Origin of the sequence: Reichenbachiella agariperforans (assembly GCF_900142205.1) — a bacterium.
GTDB classification, from domain to species: domain Bacteria; phylum Bacteroidota; class Bacteroidia; order Cytophagales; family Cyclobacteriaceae; genus Reichenbachiella; species Reichenbachiella agariperforans.
The window spans coordinates 1,018,465-1,034,300 of the sequence record NZ_FRAA01000001.1; the positions used below are offsets into that span (position 1 = coordinate 1,018,465).

Annotated in this window: 10 protein-coding genes and 1 tRNA gene; 7 read left to right on the forward strand and 4 right to left on the reverse strand. The window is 44.4% G+C overall.

Features of this window, described 5'->3' with window-relative positions; genetic code table 11:
• The first annotated feature begins 75 nt into the window (after positions 1–75).
• On the forward strand, positions 76–1,869 hold the full coding sequence (locus tag BUB99_RS03865; protein WP_084190328.1) for an ATP-binding protein: 1,794 nt from the start codon (positions 76–78) through the stop codon (positions 1,867–1,869).
• A 113-nt stretch (positions 1,870–1,982) separates the two neighbouring features.
• On the opposite strand, the gene BUB99_RS03870 is transcribed toward BUB99_RS03865, so the two are convergent.
• From BUB99_RS03870 to BUB99_RS03885, 4 genes are read right to left on the reverse strand one after another with little or no spacing between them, the layout of a single operon-like run.
• Positions 1,983–5,462: an efflux RND transporter permease subunit gene (locus BUB99_RS03870; protein WP_073119572.1), complete on the reverse strand. Its 3,480-nt coding sequence runs from the start codon at positions 5,460–5,462 to the stop codon at positions 1,983–1,985.
• Positions 5,463–5,465: 3 nt separating this feature from the next.
• On the reverse strand, positions 5,466–6,632 hold the full coding sequence (locus tag BUB99_RS03875; protein ID WP_073120579.1) for an efflux RND transporter periplasmic adaptor subunit: 1,167 nt from the start codon (positions 6,630–6,632) through the stop codon (positions 5,466–5,468).
• Between the two features lie 33 nt (positions 6,633–6,665).
• Positions 6,666–8,015, reverse strand: coding sequence for a TolC family protein (locus BUB99_RS03880; protein WP_084190329.1), 1,350 nt, complete (start codon positions 8,013–8,015; stop codon positions 6,666–6,668).
• Positions 8,008–8,628, reverse strand: coding sequence for a TetR/AcrR family transcriptional regulator (locus tag BUB99_RS03885; protein WP_084190330.1), 621 nt, complete (start codon positions 8,626–8,628; stop codon positions 8,008–8,010). Before BUB99_RS03885 ends, BUB99_RS03880 begins: the two co-directional genes overlap by 8 nt.
• Positions 8,629–8,739: 111 nt before the next feature.
• On the opposite strand from BUB99_RS03885, the gene BUB99_RS03890 reads away from it, so the two are divergent.
• The 6 genes from BUB99_RS03890 (at position 8,740) to pth (ending at position 15,802) form a co-directional block, all read left to right on the forward strand.
• On the forward strand, positions 8,740–9,585 hold the full coding sequence (locus tag BUB99_RS03890; RefSeq protein ID WP_073119573.1) for an alpha/beta fold hydrolase: 846 nt from the start codon (positions 8,740–8,742) through the stop codon (positions 9,583–9,585).
• A 103-nt stretch (positions 9,586–9,688) separates the two neighbouring features.
• Positions 9,689–13,357 (forward strand): phosphoribosylformylglycinamidine synthase, encoded by a 3,669-nt coding sequence (purL, locus tag BUB99_RS03895; RefSeq protein WP_073119574.1) that lies wholly within the window; start codon positions 9,689–9,691, stop codon positions 13,355–13,357.
• Between the two features lie 95 nt (positions 13,358–13,452).
• A tRNA-Gln gene (locus BUB99_RS03900) sits at positions 13,453–13,525 on the forward strand.
• A 53-nt stretch (positions 13,526–13,578) separates the two neighbouring features.
• On the forward strand, positions 13,579–14,511 hold the full coding sequence (locus BUB99_RS03905; RefSeq protein WP_073119575.1) for a ribose-phosphate pyrophosphokinase: 933 nt from the start codon (positions 13,579–13,581) through the stop codon (positions 14,509–14,511).
• A gap of 10 nt (positions 14,512–14,521) precedes the next feature.
• Positions 14,522–15,133 carry a 50S ribosomal protein L25/general stress protein Ctc gene (locus BUB99_RS03910; RefSeq protein WP_073119576.1) on the forward strand — a complete coding sequence of 204 codons (612 nt, stop codon included), beginning with the start codon at positions 14,522–14,524 and terminating at the stop codon, positions 15,131–15,133.
• A 108-nt stretch (positions 15,134–15,241) separates the two neighbouring features.
• A complete protein-coding gene (pth, locus tag BUB99_RS03915; RefSeq protein WP_073119577.1) occupies positions 15,242–15,802 on the forward strand; it encodes an aminoacyl-tRNA hydrolase in 561 nt (186 codons plus the stop codon).
• Positions 15,803–15,836: the final 34 nt, after the last annotated feature.

The following is a 15,836-nucleotide window of genomic DNA, read 5'->3' on the forward strand; positions in this document are numbered from 1 at the left end:
GACAGATACTTCATAGTAGTTTCAAAATTTGACTTAATTACAAATCTTCCTTGACATAATACATATCTTTAGACCGTGATAAAGAGTCCAAACATAATCTGGCTAACTGCCTTCCTTATTGCGTATTCCTTTTTGTCGAGCGGGTCAGACCTATCTTGGGAGACTTTTCAGAAAAACGAACAGGGCGAAATCACGATCTACTACCGGAATACTGACCCCTTCTTAATCGTTCACGAAAATGGCACGTTACGCGGGCTCGAGTACGAGATGCTGGTAGGATTCAAATACTACCTTCAGAATAAATACGGTTATAATCTTAAATTAAATTGGAAGAAAAAAAACAACTTCAGAGAAATCTATGCCTACATCCGAGACAGCTCGCAGATAGGTGACCTGGGGCTAGACATCATCTCCAAAATCCCTGAAAGAGAAAAAGAAGTGAAGTTTTCAGTCCCCTATTTCCCTGACATACAAGTATTCATTACCAATCGAAAAGCTCCCACCCTCACCTCTAGAAAAGACTTCTCTACGCTGTTCAGTGAATATCAAGGCATAGCAGTACCAGCTACTACCTATGATATCTATCTGAGAGAGCTACGTGACAAACATAATGTGGACTTTAACATCACTCATATCAACTCCAGCAATGACATCATCCAGACTATTGCTACCAATGCAAACACCTTTGGTTACGTAGATTTACCGAGTTACATCTTGGCTCTCAATAAAAACCAAAATATCAAAAGACAAAATCTTTTATCAAAAAAAGGGTTTGGCTATTGCCTCATTTTTAATATAAATAGTGACTGGCATACCCCATTCAATGAATACCTAGCTAGTGAGGAATTTGAGATCCTAAAAACCAAAGGGATACGAAAGTACTTGGGTGATGATGTCAACCAGCTAATCCACTCTATCGCAGAAGGCGAAAATGAGGACGTAGTACTATTGCAAGAAGAGAAAAAATTCATAAATCATGAATTGGATGAAAAAGAAAAACAAGCCGCAGAGCAAAATCACGTACAAAACATCCTACTCATATCTATAGTTCTGGTTCTCACCATCGCATATTTCCTCTACAATAGCAATCGTGTAAAATCTAAAGCAAATGAGATTCTAACCAAACACCGCCAGATGATAGAGCAACAAAACATATTACTCTCACGGCGAAATGAAGAACTCGTTAGTCGAGATGAAGAAAAAAACAACTTCATCCACATCCTCTCCCATGACTTGAGAGCACCGATCAATAATATCACAGGGCTATCTCAAATCCTGACAATGAGTAAAGAAGACCTCAATGCGGATCAACTGCGAATGATCGAACATATCGCTACCGAGTCCAGTCGTCTCAATAAAATGGTCACACGCATACTAGATATTGAAAAAATAGAATCGAAAACTTCCGAACAGTTCGAACGGATTAACTTGAGTCAGATTCTACTCCATGTCATAGGTAACTATCAAACCCAAGCGTTATCCAAAAAAATTGAAATCGTCACTGATTTGGCGAATGAAATAGCAGTCTTGGGAGACGAACAATACCTATTCCATGTATTTGAAAACCTTCTATCTAATGCCATTAAATTTTCACCGCACGGCAAAAAAGTATATGTAAACCTAGTTGCGCAAAACCACCTAGCCATTGCGAACATTTCAGATGAAGGCCCCGGTATGACCGCTTCGGATCAGCAGAATATGTTTAAAAAATTCCAAGTACTGACTGCAAAAGCAACCGCAGGCGAACGATCCACAGGTCTTGGCCTCTCCATAGTGGATAAGTACATTGGTCTTCTCGGAGGAGAACTAAGTTGCGACTCTGAACCCAATAAGGGCACTACATTTACAGTTAAGTTGAGTCTAGTATAAACCGCTTCTAAAGGCTAAACTAGACCACTCATTAGACCCATTTTCGACAAAAATGAACATAAAAAAAACGAAGGACATGAGTCCCTCGCTTTACATTATATCAATTTTAAAATCTACGCTCGCTTTACTCGTCTCGTGTAAAACCAGAATTTCATCCTATAAACTATCGTAAACAACACCGGTACAATGATCAGCGTCAAGAATGTCGCTACGATCAAACCAAAGATCACCGTCCAAGCCAATGGTCCCCAGAAGATCACATTGTCTCCTCCCATGTAGATATGAGGATTGAACTCCGTAAACAATGCAAAGAAGTCAATATTGAGTCCTATGGCCAATGGCACCAACCCAAGCACGGTCGTGATGGCAGTCAACAATACAGGGCGCAACCTCGCTTTCCCACCTTTGACTACTGCCTTCTTCACTTCAGCTTTGGAGAGATATTCTTCCTTCGGCATGTTCAGCTCGTCCTTTCTCCTATCGATGAGCAGCTGTGTATAATCAAGTAGCACTACGCCATTGTTCACCACGATACCTGCGAGAGAGATGATCCCCATCATGGTCATCATGATCACAAATGACCACCCCGTGATGATCAATCCTCCAAACACGCCTATGAAACTCAAAAAGATGGCAACCATAATGATCGCTGGCTTGGAAACACCCCCGAATTGGAAAATCAAAATCAGCATAATCAATCCGAGCCCTGTAAAGAACGCCCCCACCAAGAAGGTCATTTGCTTGTTTTGCTCCTCGAGCTGTCCTGTATAGTCTATGCGTACCCCCTCAGGCAGCTCAGTGAAACTCGCCATTTCATCACGAATCTCTGACACGATCGCACCAGCATCAGTAAAGCCCGGCTTCAACCCAGAATATACCGTCACCACACGACGCGTATCTCTACGCTTGATCGCACTGAAAGCAGAGGTATTGCGATGCGAAGCTATGGTCGATAGCGGCACTTCTTTCAACTGTCCCGAAGACTGATCTCTGAAGATGATGTTCTGATTGAACAACGCACTCGTATTGTATCTCAAATCCTCGTTGAAGCGCACATTGATATCATAGTCATCGCCGTATTTCTTGTAGACACCAGCCTTCTCGCCGAACAATGATCGTCTCAACTGACTCCCTACTTGGCCTACTGCCACGCCCAATTCTCCAGCTTTTTTACGATCTACATCTACGACCATCGAAGGCTTGTCCTTGTTTACGTCAATTTTGAGTTCTTCTATCCCATCGATATTTTTCTCATTGATGAAATTCCTCATTTTCTCTGCAGTGACGATCAGCTCATCATAGTCCTTGCCATCTATCTCGATATTGATCGGGTATCCTGCAGGTGGGCCAGAGGCCTCTTTCTCTACAGAGATAGCTACTCCAGGGTAGACCCCTGTCAATCCTGCTTGGACCTTCTGTCTCAACTCCTCCGTATCTTTGCCTCGGCGGTACTTGTACTCACGCATCGAAGCGGTGATTTTGCCACGGTGAGGCATCTCTGCCGCTGAACCACCGTCGGTCTGTGGATTTCCTGCTCCTTCGCCCACCTGAGAGACTGCAGACTCCACTAGGAAATTGTCCCCATTTTCATCCAAGTACTCCTCGGCATTGAGGATAGAGTACATCTTCTCTTCTATCTCTTTGGTGATCTGGTTCGTCTTTTCGATCGCTGTACCCTGAGGATACTCGATGTAGACGATGATCTGGTTCGGCACATTGTCCGGGAAGAACTCAATTTTGGTTCTCCCTCCTCCTACTGACATCCCAAAAAACACGAACGAAGCAATGAGCAAAATAAAAGTTGCTCCGAAGTACCAGTATACATTGTTTCCTCTTACCGCTTTGAGCAGTTGCTTTTCGTAGAAATTCTCGAATTTGACCAACGCACTTCTCTGAAACTTATTCGCCAATCGCTTGATCGCATATTTGTAGACCCAAAACAATATCGCCGTGAATATCATCAGCGTACCCAAGCCACGCGCATCACCTCCCACGATCATGATGAATGTACCAAACCCAACCAGAATAATCGTCAAGCGAATGAGGCTCTTGAGGCTCAATTCTTTGTCGCCTATTTCCATAAACTTGGAAACCAACATGGAGTTCATGAATACCGCCACAAATAGGGACGAGCCCAACACGACCGACAAGGTAATCGGGAAGTACTTCATAAACTGCCCAAATATCCCAGGCCACAGTCCGAGCGGAACAAAAGCCGCCACCGTAGTAGCAGTAGATATGATGATCGGAAAGGCAATCTCTCCAATACCCACTTTGGTCGCTTGGATTCGAGACATCCCTTCTTCTTCCATCAGACGGTAGACGTTTTCGACTACCACGATCCCGTTATCAACAAGCATCCCTAGTCCCATGATGAGACCAAAAAGTATCATCGTATTGAGTGTGTAACCCATGAGATTGAGGATCATGAACGACATGAACATCGACATAGGGATCGCAAACCCGACAAACAAGGCATTGCGAAAACCTAAGAAGAACATCAGTACAACAACCACTAGTAGAATACCAAATATGATGTTGTTGACCAGGTCCTCTACTTGATTGAGCGTACGAGGGGCCGAATCGTTCGACACAGTGACCGTCAAGTCATGTGGAAAGTAATTTTCCCGTGCATCTTGGAGTATCAATTTGATTTCGTCTGCTGCGTGAATCATGTTTTTTCCTGCACGCTTTTTGACATCTAGCATCACTACGCTGTGACCAAATTCACGAGCATATGTCGTTTTATCTTCTTCTTTAAAACTGACTTTGGCCACATCTTTTAGGTACACGGGTGAGTTCTTCTCCGTCTTCACGACGAAGTTTTCCAACTCCATAGGGTTGTCGATTTCACCAATGATGCGAATGGTACGGCGCTGACCACTGGTTTTGATATTCCCGGCAGAGAGCGTCATGTTTCCATTTCGAATAGTATTGAGTACATCATCGAAACTCACCTTGGCAGCCATCATTTTGAAAATATCGACCGCTACTTCTACTTCTTTCTCTTGTGCCCCACGGATATCTACCCCTTTGATCTCGGGCAAATTTTCGATCTCATCCTCGAGGTATTCACCATACTCCTTGAGTCGATCTACTGGATAGTCTCCAGAGATGTTGATATTCATGATTGCCACTTCCTCTGAGAGGTTCAGGTCAAACACATTCGGTTCTACCTTGGCATCATTGAACAGCGGCCAGTCTTCGTTGGCCTTCTCTCCATCAACTTTGTCCTTGACCTTTTGCTTGGCCAACTCCACGGTGATCTCCTCATCAAACTCCACAGTGATGATCGAATAATCCTCTTGTGAGGTAGAGATGATCTCCACCACATTGCTGATGTTTTTCAATTCATCCTCCAGAGGATCAGTAATCAGCCGCTCTATATCTTCGGCAGTATTTCCCGGATAGGGAGTACTGATATATATCTTGGTCTCGATGATCTCTGGAAAATCCTCCCGTGGCATGTCGAAATACGCCGACAAGCCGATGAAAAAGAATATCCCAATCATCACATAGATCACTGATGGATTATCGATGGACCATGAGGCCAACCGAAACTCTTTGTTCTTATTATTGACTTGATTATCCATCTACTATCTTGTTAGAATTTTAACTTTCTGGCCGTCTTTCACACTTCTAGCTCCTTCTTGGATGATATTTTCACCTGCCTTGATTCCAGATAAGATTTCCACATCGTCTCCTTGTGTCTTTCCTGTAGTGATGATTCTCTTTTGCGCTACGGCTACATTTTCTTTGGTGATATCGGTAGCCACGTAGACGTACTGTTCTCCTTCGGCATTTTCAGAAATCACGCTCTGTGCAATCAAAATAGCTTCTGGACTAGAGTAATCATTGATACGTACCTGAGCCGTCATGTTTGGCTTGATACTTTTCTTGTCATTGGGCACAGGGATCTCCACGTTGAACGAGCGGTTGTTTGGGTTGATAAAATTCCCTGTCTGCTTCACGGTTGACTCTACAGTCTCATCCAGTACCGGGAAGTAGACGATCACTTTGGTCCCTGAGTGTATGCTCGCAATGAAGTTTTCGGGCACTGGTACCTCGATACGCATCTCGGAGAGGTTGATGATTCTGAACACCTCCGAACCTGGCCCCGTCGGAGCGACCACTGTTCCTTCGTCCTTGATCACGTCATCGATAAGTCCCGAAAACGGCGCAGTGATTCTAAATTTCCCCAATTGGCTTTGCATCTGCTCCACCGATTTTTTCTGCGCCTCATAGTTAGACTCAGCTTGTAGGTACTGGATCTCCGTCCCGATTTTTTGTTCCCATAGTCTCTTTTGTCTTTCGTAGGTCGTTCTGGAGAGCTCCAGTTGCGTCTTCATCTGTTGCAACTGACTCGCTGCTCCCCCATTGTCGATCGTCGCAAGCAACTGCCCTTTTTTGACAGACTGTCCTTCTTCGACGTAGACTTTGAGCAGCACTCCTGACACTTCAGGGTAGATCAATACGTTCTTCTTGGTCGCGACATCTCCACGTAACTCCACATAGTGCACGAACTCCTGCTGCTTGGCTTGGAGTGTAGTGATGAGCGAGTACTTCTCCTCAGACTGCCCCATGATCGCCTCGTCCAACAACGCAATCTCCGCTTCGATTTCTTTTTGCTTCAGAGACAATTCGTTCTTCCTTTCTCTGATTTTTTCTACGTCAGCATCTTCTATCAGATCGCTGACCGATTGGTTCTTGCCACATCCCACGACTAGGAACAGGACCGTTAGTATTAGTACAGTATTCTTCATTTTTGATTTTTTATATGGATCGTTCATCGGTTGTTATAGCAGTACTCCGTATGCTTTTTGTAATTCTACTTTGGATATCAATGCCTCATAGACAGCATTGTAAAAATTGGTTTGTGCTTCTTTGTATTCTCGATCTGCATCGATCACTTCGATGTTGGACCCTACACCTTCTTCGTATTTGATCTTTGCTACGTCATAGACTTCTCGGGCGAGATCCATATTTTCACGTTGTGCTTCGATGTTCTCTACTTGCTTGCGGTAATTGGCCTCTGCCTGTTCGATCTCATAGTCGATATTGTACTGTAGCAACTCAAACTGATTGGTGATTTGCCGTGCTGCCAATTGCTTTTGCTGCACTTGTCGACGCTTCATCATGCCGTCAAAAACGGGCATACTAAACCGAAGCCCTACTGCGCCCGCGCCAAACCACTGGTCCGTAAACACTCCACTAAACTCTGTATTCCCTGTATTGCGACCGTAGCTGGCAAAGAGATCAACTTTGGGATAGTATTGTGCTCTGACGTTCTTGATATCTAGTTCATTCAAATCTTGACGCACATTGAGCTGAGCATACTCGATCCGGTGATCGTACGAAAAGTCATTGGCTAGACTGAAGTCAAAAAAGTTGATACTCTGAATATCATCTGTCAACTCTACGGTAGCATTGGAGGGCAAGCCCATCTGAAATTTGAGCAAAGACTCGGTCAAATGCACCACTGCCTCATAGTTGTCCAACTCTACTTTCAAGTTGTTGTACTGCACCTTGACACGACTCACGTCTATCTTCTCTGCCATACCACTTTCGTACAGCAAGCGCGTATCATTGAGTAGAGAGTCTACCCGGGCAAAGTTGCTTTTGACAAGTTCGAAACGCTCCCGGTTGACCAACACACCAAAGTAGGCCTTGGACACTGCTTCTGCTACATCGATGTTGTTCTTGATGTTGTCTTTTTTGGAAAGCTCTGTAAAGGTCTTGGCAGCCTCCAGTCCGACGATAAACGAACCATCAAAAATCATCTGAGTCGCCGACAAACCAAAAGTAGAGGTGTAATCAATCCCAAACTCCGTGGCAATCGTAGCATTAGGATCTGCCGTAGGATCAAAAGTATTCGCTGGCAAGACCATCTCCTGAATCTTGTAGTTGTACGTAAAATCCGCATTGGCATTGACCTGTGGCAAGCCTGTCGAGACGATCTCGTCGACCTGCCGCTCTGCGATCTCCATATCCAACCTCGCATTTTTTGCAGTTTGGTTATTGAGAATAGCAAAATTGACCGCTTCTTCCAGCGAGAAGCTCGTTTGTTGTTCTTGGCCATATCCAGCAGTAGATAGCAGCCACATCATCAGTACTAGTGTGACACTTGTTCGTTTATTCCTATTCATTATTTATGGTGTTATTCAATTCTTCGTATACATCGTATCCTTTTCTGGTCAGCATCCCTCTGACAAAATGCTCCAACAGCTCCATTTGCAGCTCTATAAATTCATACTTCTCCGTCGAAAAAATCTTCGGATCAAAAGTCATCTCAATTGTCTCTATTCGATAGGTCGCCAGGATATCTGCCTTGATCTCCTCTCTAAACAATCCCTCCTTCTTGCCTCGCTCAATGGTACACAGCACCGTCCTTTTGATGAAGTCGTTCTTAAAACTCAACCACTTTTCCCAAGCCTGAGGATGAAATTTCCTCAGATCAAACAGTACCGTCGGGTTCACCTCTGCAATATTCTTGCGCAAGCATTTCGAAAAACGAAGTATCTCATCGATAGCATTCTCTGCATCACGCATCACCTCTCCAAACTCCTTCTTCTCCTTTTCGATGTGTTGTTCCACTCCCATCATCACTATCTGATCCTTGTCTTTAAAGTTCTGATAGATTGTCTTTTTGGATATAGACAACTCCCTGGCAATATCATCCATCGATACGCTCCTAATCCCGTATCTACTAAACAGCTGTCCCGCTGTTTCCTTTATCTTATCGTGAATCTTACAAATCATTTTGGCAAAGAAACCTAGGAAACTACTGACTTCCTAAAAGTTTCCTGAGTTTCTACGGTGTGATTTGATTTAGGGTTCGGTTATTCCATTATTTTTTCATTAAACTTGAAAATGCCCATTTCCATTTACTCACATGCCTCTGGGGCACAATTAGAATACCAGACTTTTGGCACTGGAAACCAGACACTTATATGCTTTCATGGTTTTGGAGAAAATACGGACAGCTTTGCCTGCTTAGAAGAGCACCTACCCAATCACACCCTGGTCTCCATCCGCCTCTTTTATCATGGAGGCAGTCGTCGTTCTCCCTATGCACCGGGACGCCTACGCACTCCCGAGTGGAAAGAACTATTCGCAGACTTTCTCAGCGAACTGCAGATTGACCGATTCTCTCTTCTCGCCTATTCGATGGGCGGCCGATTTGCACTGGCGACATTATCCAGCTTCGTCTCGCGAGTCGAGCAGGTAATCCTCGTCGCAGCAGACGGCCTTGTCAAACGCTTCTCCTACCAACTCGCCACTGCACCCTTGATCTGCCGGCTCTTTCGGTATTGGATGTCGCACCCCACGTCCTTTTTCTGGATGATGAATCGCCTCGAAGCAACCGGCATCCTCAACCCTTCTCTTTTCAAATTTGCTCGTACACAACTGCAATCTGCGACACACCGTACCCTCGTCTACCACACATGGACAGCCTTCAAATATTTTGGCATGTCACAAAAGGAATTGCTCCAACTCATCCATAGCCAATCGCTACCAATCACCTTCATTTTCGGAACAAAAGACAGGATCATAGCTCCTCAGGCACATCATAGATTCTTGGCCCAAATCCCGCAAAACCACACACACATCCTTCCCTACGGCCACCACAAACTCGTACAGAACGCCACTCCTCTCATCCAAGACCTTCTGCACCACGACCATAACGCCCCCCACCACCTACCCTCTGGTGATTAGAGCCTACAAGTGCCAAACCACCGTCTTCAAATATTCAACAGCCATCACTCCATAAATTCCCTAAATACTTCTATTTTTGCGGCTTATTAAAGTCCTTCCATAGATGATTTCAATATTCAAGAAAAATGACTCCACCTACTACCTCGTAGGTTCACAATCTCAACTATCATCCACTGACATAGAAAAGCTCAATTGGCTTTTTGGTGAAGCGACGCACTTGGAGGTGGATTCCATCTCAGGCTCATTCATCGGACCGAGAAAAGAAATGCTCACTCCATGGAGCACCAACGCCGTAGAAATCACCCAAAACATGGGTATAGAAGGCATCTATCGTATCGAGGAATTTTTCACCGGAGGGAATTTTGACCCCATGCTGAACCAGAAATACGACACATTAGATCAGTCGACTTTCATCATCAGCAAGGACGCAGAAGACATCCTAGAGATTGACGACATCTCCGCCTACAACCAAGCCGAAGGACTAGCACTGAGCGACGAAGAAGTCACCTACTTGGAAGGAGTAGCGACCGATCTCGAACGCAAACTAACGGACAGTGAAGTATTTGGCTTTTCACAAGTCAACTCTGAGCACTGCCGTCACAAGATATTCAATGGCAAGTTCATCATCGATGGGGAAGAAAAAGAAGACACCCTCTTCAAACTCATCAAGAAAACATCTGCTGCCACTCCAGGCAAAATCGTATCGGCGTACAAGGACAACGTTGCATTCATAGAAGGACCGAGAGTACAGCAATTCGCTCCCAAGACACAAAACAAACCTGACTACTTCGAGACCAAGGATTTTGATTCGGTCATTTCGCTCAAAGCGGAAACCCACAATTTCCCAACGACCGTAGAACCCTTCAACGGTGCTGCCACCGGATCGGGAGGAGAGATCAGAGACCGTATGGCGGGTGGACAAGGCAGCATCCCGCTCGCAGGCACAGCCGTCTACATGACATCCTACCCAAGACTCGACGGCAAGAAGCCTTGGGAAAACAACATACAAGCCAGAGACTGGCTCTACCAGACTCCTCTAGAGATACTCATCAAAGCATCCAACGGCGCGAGTGATTTCGGTAACAAATTTGGTCAGCCAGTCATCTGTGGTAGTGTTTTGACCTTTGAGCACGAAGAAAACAACGAAACGCAAGGTTTTGACAAGGTCATCATGATGGCTGGAGGTGTAGGTTATGGCAAGAAAGAAAGCGCCCAAAAGAAAGAAGTACTGACAGGTGACAAAATCGTCATCATGGGAGGTGACAACTACCGCATCGGCATGGGAGGTAGTGCTGTATCTTCGGTCACTACGGGAGAGTTTGCCAATGCGATCGAGCTCAACGCCATCCAACGTTCCAACCCTGAAATGCAGAAAAGAGTCTCCAACGCCATCCGTGCGATGGTCGAGGGTGACGACAACCCAATACACTCTGTACATGACCATGGAGCAGGAGGTCACCTCAACTGTCTATCTGAACTCGTCGAAGATTCGGGAGGAAAAATAGACATCAACAAACTCCCTGTGGGCGACCCTACCCTTTCGGACAAGGAAATCATCGGAAACGAATCACAGGAGAGAATGGGACTCGCACTTCCTGCATCTGCCATCCCAAAACTCAAAGAAATCTCTGCTCGCGAAAGAGCTCCTTTCTTCGAAGTAGGAGAAGCTACCGGAGACATGCAGTTCACCTTTGCTCGTGAAGGAAAAGAAAAAGCAGCAGTCAATTGGGGACTGGACAAAATGTTTGGCTCTTCGCCAAAAACTATCTTAGAGGACAAAACGCTCAACAAAAAGTACAAAGCGGTCACAGCAAGCAATGAAACCTTCGAATCGGACCTCAACCATCTCCTACAACTCGAAGCAGTAGCATGTAAGGACTGGTTGACCAACAAAGTAGATCGATCCGTCACAGGACGCGTCGCTACACAGCAAACCTGTGGAGAGATCCAACTCCCTCTCAACAACGTGGCAGTCATGGCGATGGATTTTGCCAGCAACAAAGGGATCGCAACTTCTATAGGACACGCTCCCGTAGCAGCCATCTGTGATCCTGTCAAAGGCTCTCAATTGGCCATCACCAAAGCATTGACCAACCTGGTATTCGCACCACAGACACATGGGTTTGAAGGAATATCCCTGAGCGCCAACTGGATGTGGCCTACCAAGACCGAAGGAGAAAAAACAAGGCTATACAATGCGGTCAAAGCTGTCAGCGACTATGCCATTGCACTGGGAATCAACATCCCTACAGGAAAGGACTCCTTATCAATGACACAAAAGTATAGCGATGGCAAAACAGTGGACTCGCCAGGTACTGTCATTATTTCCAGCGTAGCAGAAGTCAGCGACATCAACTTGACAGTCACTCCAGACATCAAAGAGATTCCTAATACTTCATTGATTTACGTCCCCTTATCCGACAATAAATTCTCATTAGACGGCTCTAGTTATGCTCAAACCAAAAACTCGCTAGGCAACACTCCAGCAGGTTCACCCGAACCCACACACTTCATCAAGACCTTTGCAACTATACAGCAGTTGATCAAAGAAAATCACGTTTTGGCAGGTCATGATGTATCTGCAGGTGGGCTAATCACAACCTTATTAGAAATGCATTTCCCTGCAATATGCAGTGGAGCAACGGTAGACTTGTCCTCATTTGATCAATCGATGAGCCAAGTCCTATTTAGTGAAAGTCCTGCAGTAGTACTACAAGTGCGAGACATTGAAGAAGCAGCAATTTCTGCCTCAGGTCTTGACTACATCACACTCGGGCAGATCAATCACGAACGCAGCTTCATTGTCAAATCAGATGCAGAAGAAATTCACCTAAACATCGACGAGCTACGAGACACTTGGATGAGAACTTCGTACCTGCTAGACACCCATCAAACAAAGCCTTACTTAGCCAAAGACCGCTTTGACAACTATGAGGTACAGCCCCTCATCTACAATTTTCCTGAAAACTTTAAAGGACAACTTACAGACCTTGGTTTAGATCAACATAGAAAAACGTCTAGCGGTATCAAAGCAGCCATCATTAGAGAGAAGGGTGTCAACGGAGATAGAGAAATGGCATACGCCCTACATCTTGCAGGTTTTGATGTCAAAGACGTACACATGACCGATTTGATGACTGGCAGAGACGATCTCTCAGATGTCAGCATGATCGTATTTGTAGGAGGGTTTTCCAACTCCGACGTACTAGGATCGGCCAAAGGCTGGGCTGGAGTATTTCTACACAACGAGAAAGCCAACAAAGCACTCAAGAATTTTTATGCACGACCAGACACGATGAGCCTCGGCGTATGCAACGGGTGTCAGCTAATGATGGAGCTTGGACTAATTTTCCCTGAAATGGAAAACCATCCTAAAATGCAGCACAATGAATCGGGTAAATTCGAATCGACCTTCCTATCCGTCAATATCCCAGACAATGACTCCATCATGCTTGGCAACCTGTCTGGCAGCAGTCTCGGTATTGCAGTAGCACATGGGGAAGGAAAGTTTGAGCTGCCACTCGCAGAAAACGAATACAGTACCTGTCTCAAATACAACTACAGCGCCTACCCTGCCAACCCAAATGGGTCAGACTATGATGTGGCTGGTATCTACTCCAAAGACGGCAGACATCTCGCAATGATGCCTCACTTAGAACGATCGATTTTCTCATGGAACTGGGCACACTACCCTTTAGATAGAAAGGATCAAGTGACTCCATGGATTCAAGCTTTCATGAATGCAAAAGATTGGATATCAAAGCATAACTAAAAAAGAGTAAAAATTAAGGTGAATTTTATCAATGAAAGTTTGATTTATTGAAACTAAATTCTACTTTTGTACTCCCAAATCAAGGGGCAAATGATTGGTCTATGGTGTAACTGGCAACACGTCTGGTTTTGGTCCAGAAGAGTCTAGGTTCGAGCCCTAGTAGACCAACAGAAAAATCCCGGCTCTAATGCCGGGATTTTTTTAATACTAAACACCAGAAAATGTCATCATCAGTCAAACTCTTTGCAGGTATTGGATCAGATGCCCTCGCCCAAAAAATCGCAAAGCACTACGGTCAAGATTTAGGCAAATCCACCTCAAGAAAATTTAGTGACGGAGAACTTTATTACAGCTTTGATGAATCTATTAGAGGTTGTGACGTTTTTCTAATTCAGTCTACTAACGGGCCATCTGACAACATCATCGAGCTATTACTGATGATAGATGCTGCCAAAAGAGCAAGTGCTAAAACTATCAACTTGGTTGTTCCCTACTACGGCTATGCTCGTCAAGACCGAAAGGACAAACCAAGAGTATCCATCGCAGCGAAGCTTATGGCCAATTTGGTTCAAGCAGCTGGCGCGACTAGACTGATGACATGTGATCTTCATGCGGATCAAATCCAAGGATTTTTTGACATCCCAGTAGACCACCTCATCGCAGGTATGATCTTCGTACCATACATCAACAACTTAAATCTTGACAATCTCATTTTTGCCGCTCCTGACGTAGGAAGCACAAAAAGAGTGAGAGAGTTTGCCAAGTTCTTCAAGGCTGATATGGTCGTATGTGACAAACACAGAAAAAGAGCCAATGAAGTGGCCTCTATGCAAGTGATAGGTGATGTCACAGACAAGAATGTAATCCTAGTCGATGACATCATCGATACAGCAGGTACTTTGACCAAAGCTGCAAATCTTCTCAAGGAGAAAGGTGCTAAATCAGTCAGAGCTTTTTGTACACACCCTATCCTGTCTGGCAGTGCCTATGAAAATGTAGACAATTCTTCTCTAGAAGAACTGGTGGTAACTGACAGTATTCCTTTAAAAGGAAGCTCAGACAAAATACATGTGGCCAGTATGGCTCCTTTGTTTGCTGACGCAATCAAAAGAATCCATGGACACGAATCTATTAGCAAATTATTTGAACAATAAATATATAATTATGAAAACGATTGAGATTATAGGGTATAAAAGAGCAAATCTCGGCAAAGCTGACTCTAAAAAATTACGCAACGAAGGAATGGTTCCATGTGTAGTTTATGGTGAAGGTGAGCAGACCCATTTTTATGCTCCAGCTATACTTTTCAGAGAATTGGTTTATACCTCTGAGGCTCACTTTGTAAAAGTGAACGTAGAAGGTACTGAGTATGACGCAATCATGCAAGATCTTCAATTCCACCCAGTAAGTGAAACACTACTACATGTAGACTTCCTAAAGTGGACAGCAGGTACAACCATTAAAATGGATATCCCAGTACATATCACTGGTCAATCTCCAGCAGTTCAAAACGGTGGTACTTTGATCATAAAGAGAAGAACTCTTTCTATCAAATCTTTGCCTAAAAACATGCCTGAGCACATTGATGTTGACATCAGTAAGCTTGAATTCGGTAAAGCAGTTAAAGTGGGTGACTTGACTCCTGAAAACTACGAAATCCAAGATGCGCCGCAAGCATCTATCGCAGTAGCTGAAATCCCAAGAGCACTTAGAGGTAAATCTGCAAGTGAGCTTAACGAAGGTGAAGAAGGTGAAGAGGAAACTACTGAAGCATAATTCAAACTTCATTTTAAAAATACCAAATCCTGTTCCTCACCGAACAGGATTTTTTTTACACCATTGACTAAATTACAGGTTCAAAGAAAAATTAATCTACTCTGATACATGAAATACTTAATCGTCGGACTAGGCAACATCGGCCCAGAATATGAATTAACCAGACACAACATCGGTTTTCTAGTACTGGACAAACTTGCTGATGACAAAGGCACCACCTTCGAGCATCTCAAACTAGCCAACAAAACAGAGATTAAACATAAGGGACGAACGATCCACCTCATTAAACCGACGACCTACATGAACCTGAGTGGCAAAGCGGTCAACTACTGGATGCAGGAACTAAAGATACCCAAAGAAAACGTCCTCGTTATACTAGACGACCTAGCACTACCCTACGGCAACCTACGCATGCGCCTAAAGGGCAGCAATGCAGGTCACAATGGCCTTAAAAGCATAGATGACTCTACAGGTGGTAACAACTATGCTCGTCTCAAATTTGGTATTGGAGATAATTTCCACAAAGGCCAACAAGCAGACTATGTACTATCAAATTTCTCTAAAGATGAAATGATAGACCTACCACTCAAAATTGACAAAGCTGCAGACATGGCCTTATCATTCTGCACGATTGGAGCCCAGAAAACGATGAATGAATTTAATGATTAAACTGCGTAACCACATATTCCGAACTGTTTTACCG

Coding starts and splice junctions, on each gene's coding strand:
- BUB99_RS03875 (WP_073120579.1), bottom strand. CDS start 6,632: ATGAAGAATACTGTACTAATACTAACGGTCCTGTTCCTAGTCGTGGGA.
- pth (WP_073119577.1), top strand. CDS start 15,242: ATGAAATACTTAATCGTCGGACTAGGCAACATCGGCCCAGAATATGAA.
- BUB99_RS03880 (WP_084190329.1), bottom strand. CDS start 8,015: ATGAATAGGAATAAACGAACAAGTGTCACACTAGTACTGATGATGTGG.
- purL (WP_073119574.1), top strand. CDS start 9,689: ATGATTTCAATATTCAAGAAAAATGACTCCACCTACTACCTCGTAGGT.
- BUB99_RS03910 (WP_073119576.1), top strand. CDS start 14,522: ATGAAAACGATTGAGATTATAGGGTATAAAAGAGCAAATCTCGGCAAA.
- BUB99_RS03870 (WP_073119572.1), bottom strand. CDS start 5,462: ATGGATAATCAAGTCAATAATAAGAACAAAGAGTTTCGGTTGGCCTCA.
- BUB99_RS03890 (WP_073119573.1), top strand. CDS start 8,740: ATGCCCATTTCCATTTACTCACATGCCTCTGGGGCACAATTAGAATAC.
- BUB99_RS03885 (WP_084190330.1), bottom strand. CDS start 8,628: ATGATTTGTAAGATTCACGATAAGATAAAGGAAACAGCGGGACAGCTG.
- BUB99_RS03905 (WP_073119575.1), top strand. CDS start 13,579: ATGTCATCATCAGTCAAACTCTTTGCAGGTATTGGATCAGATGCCCTC.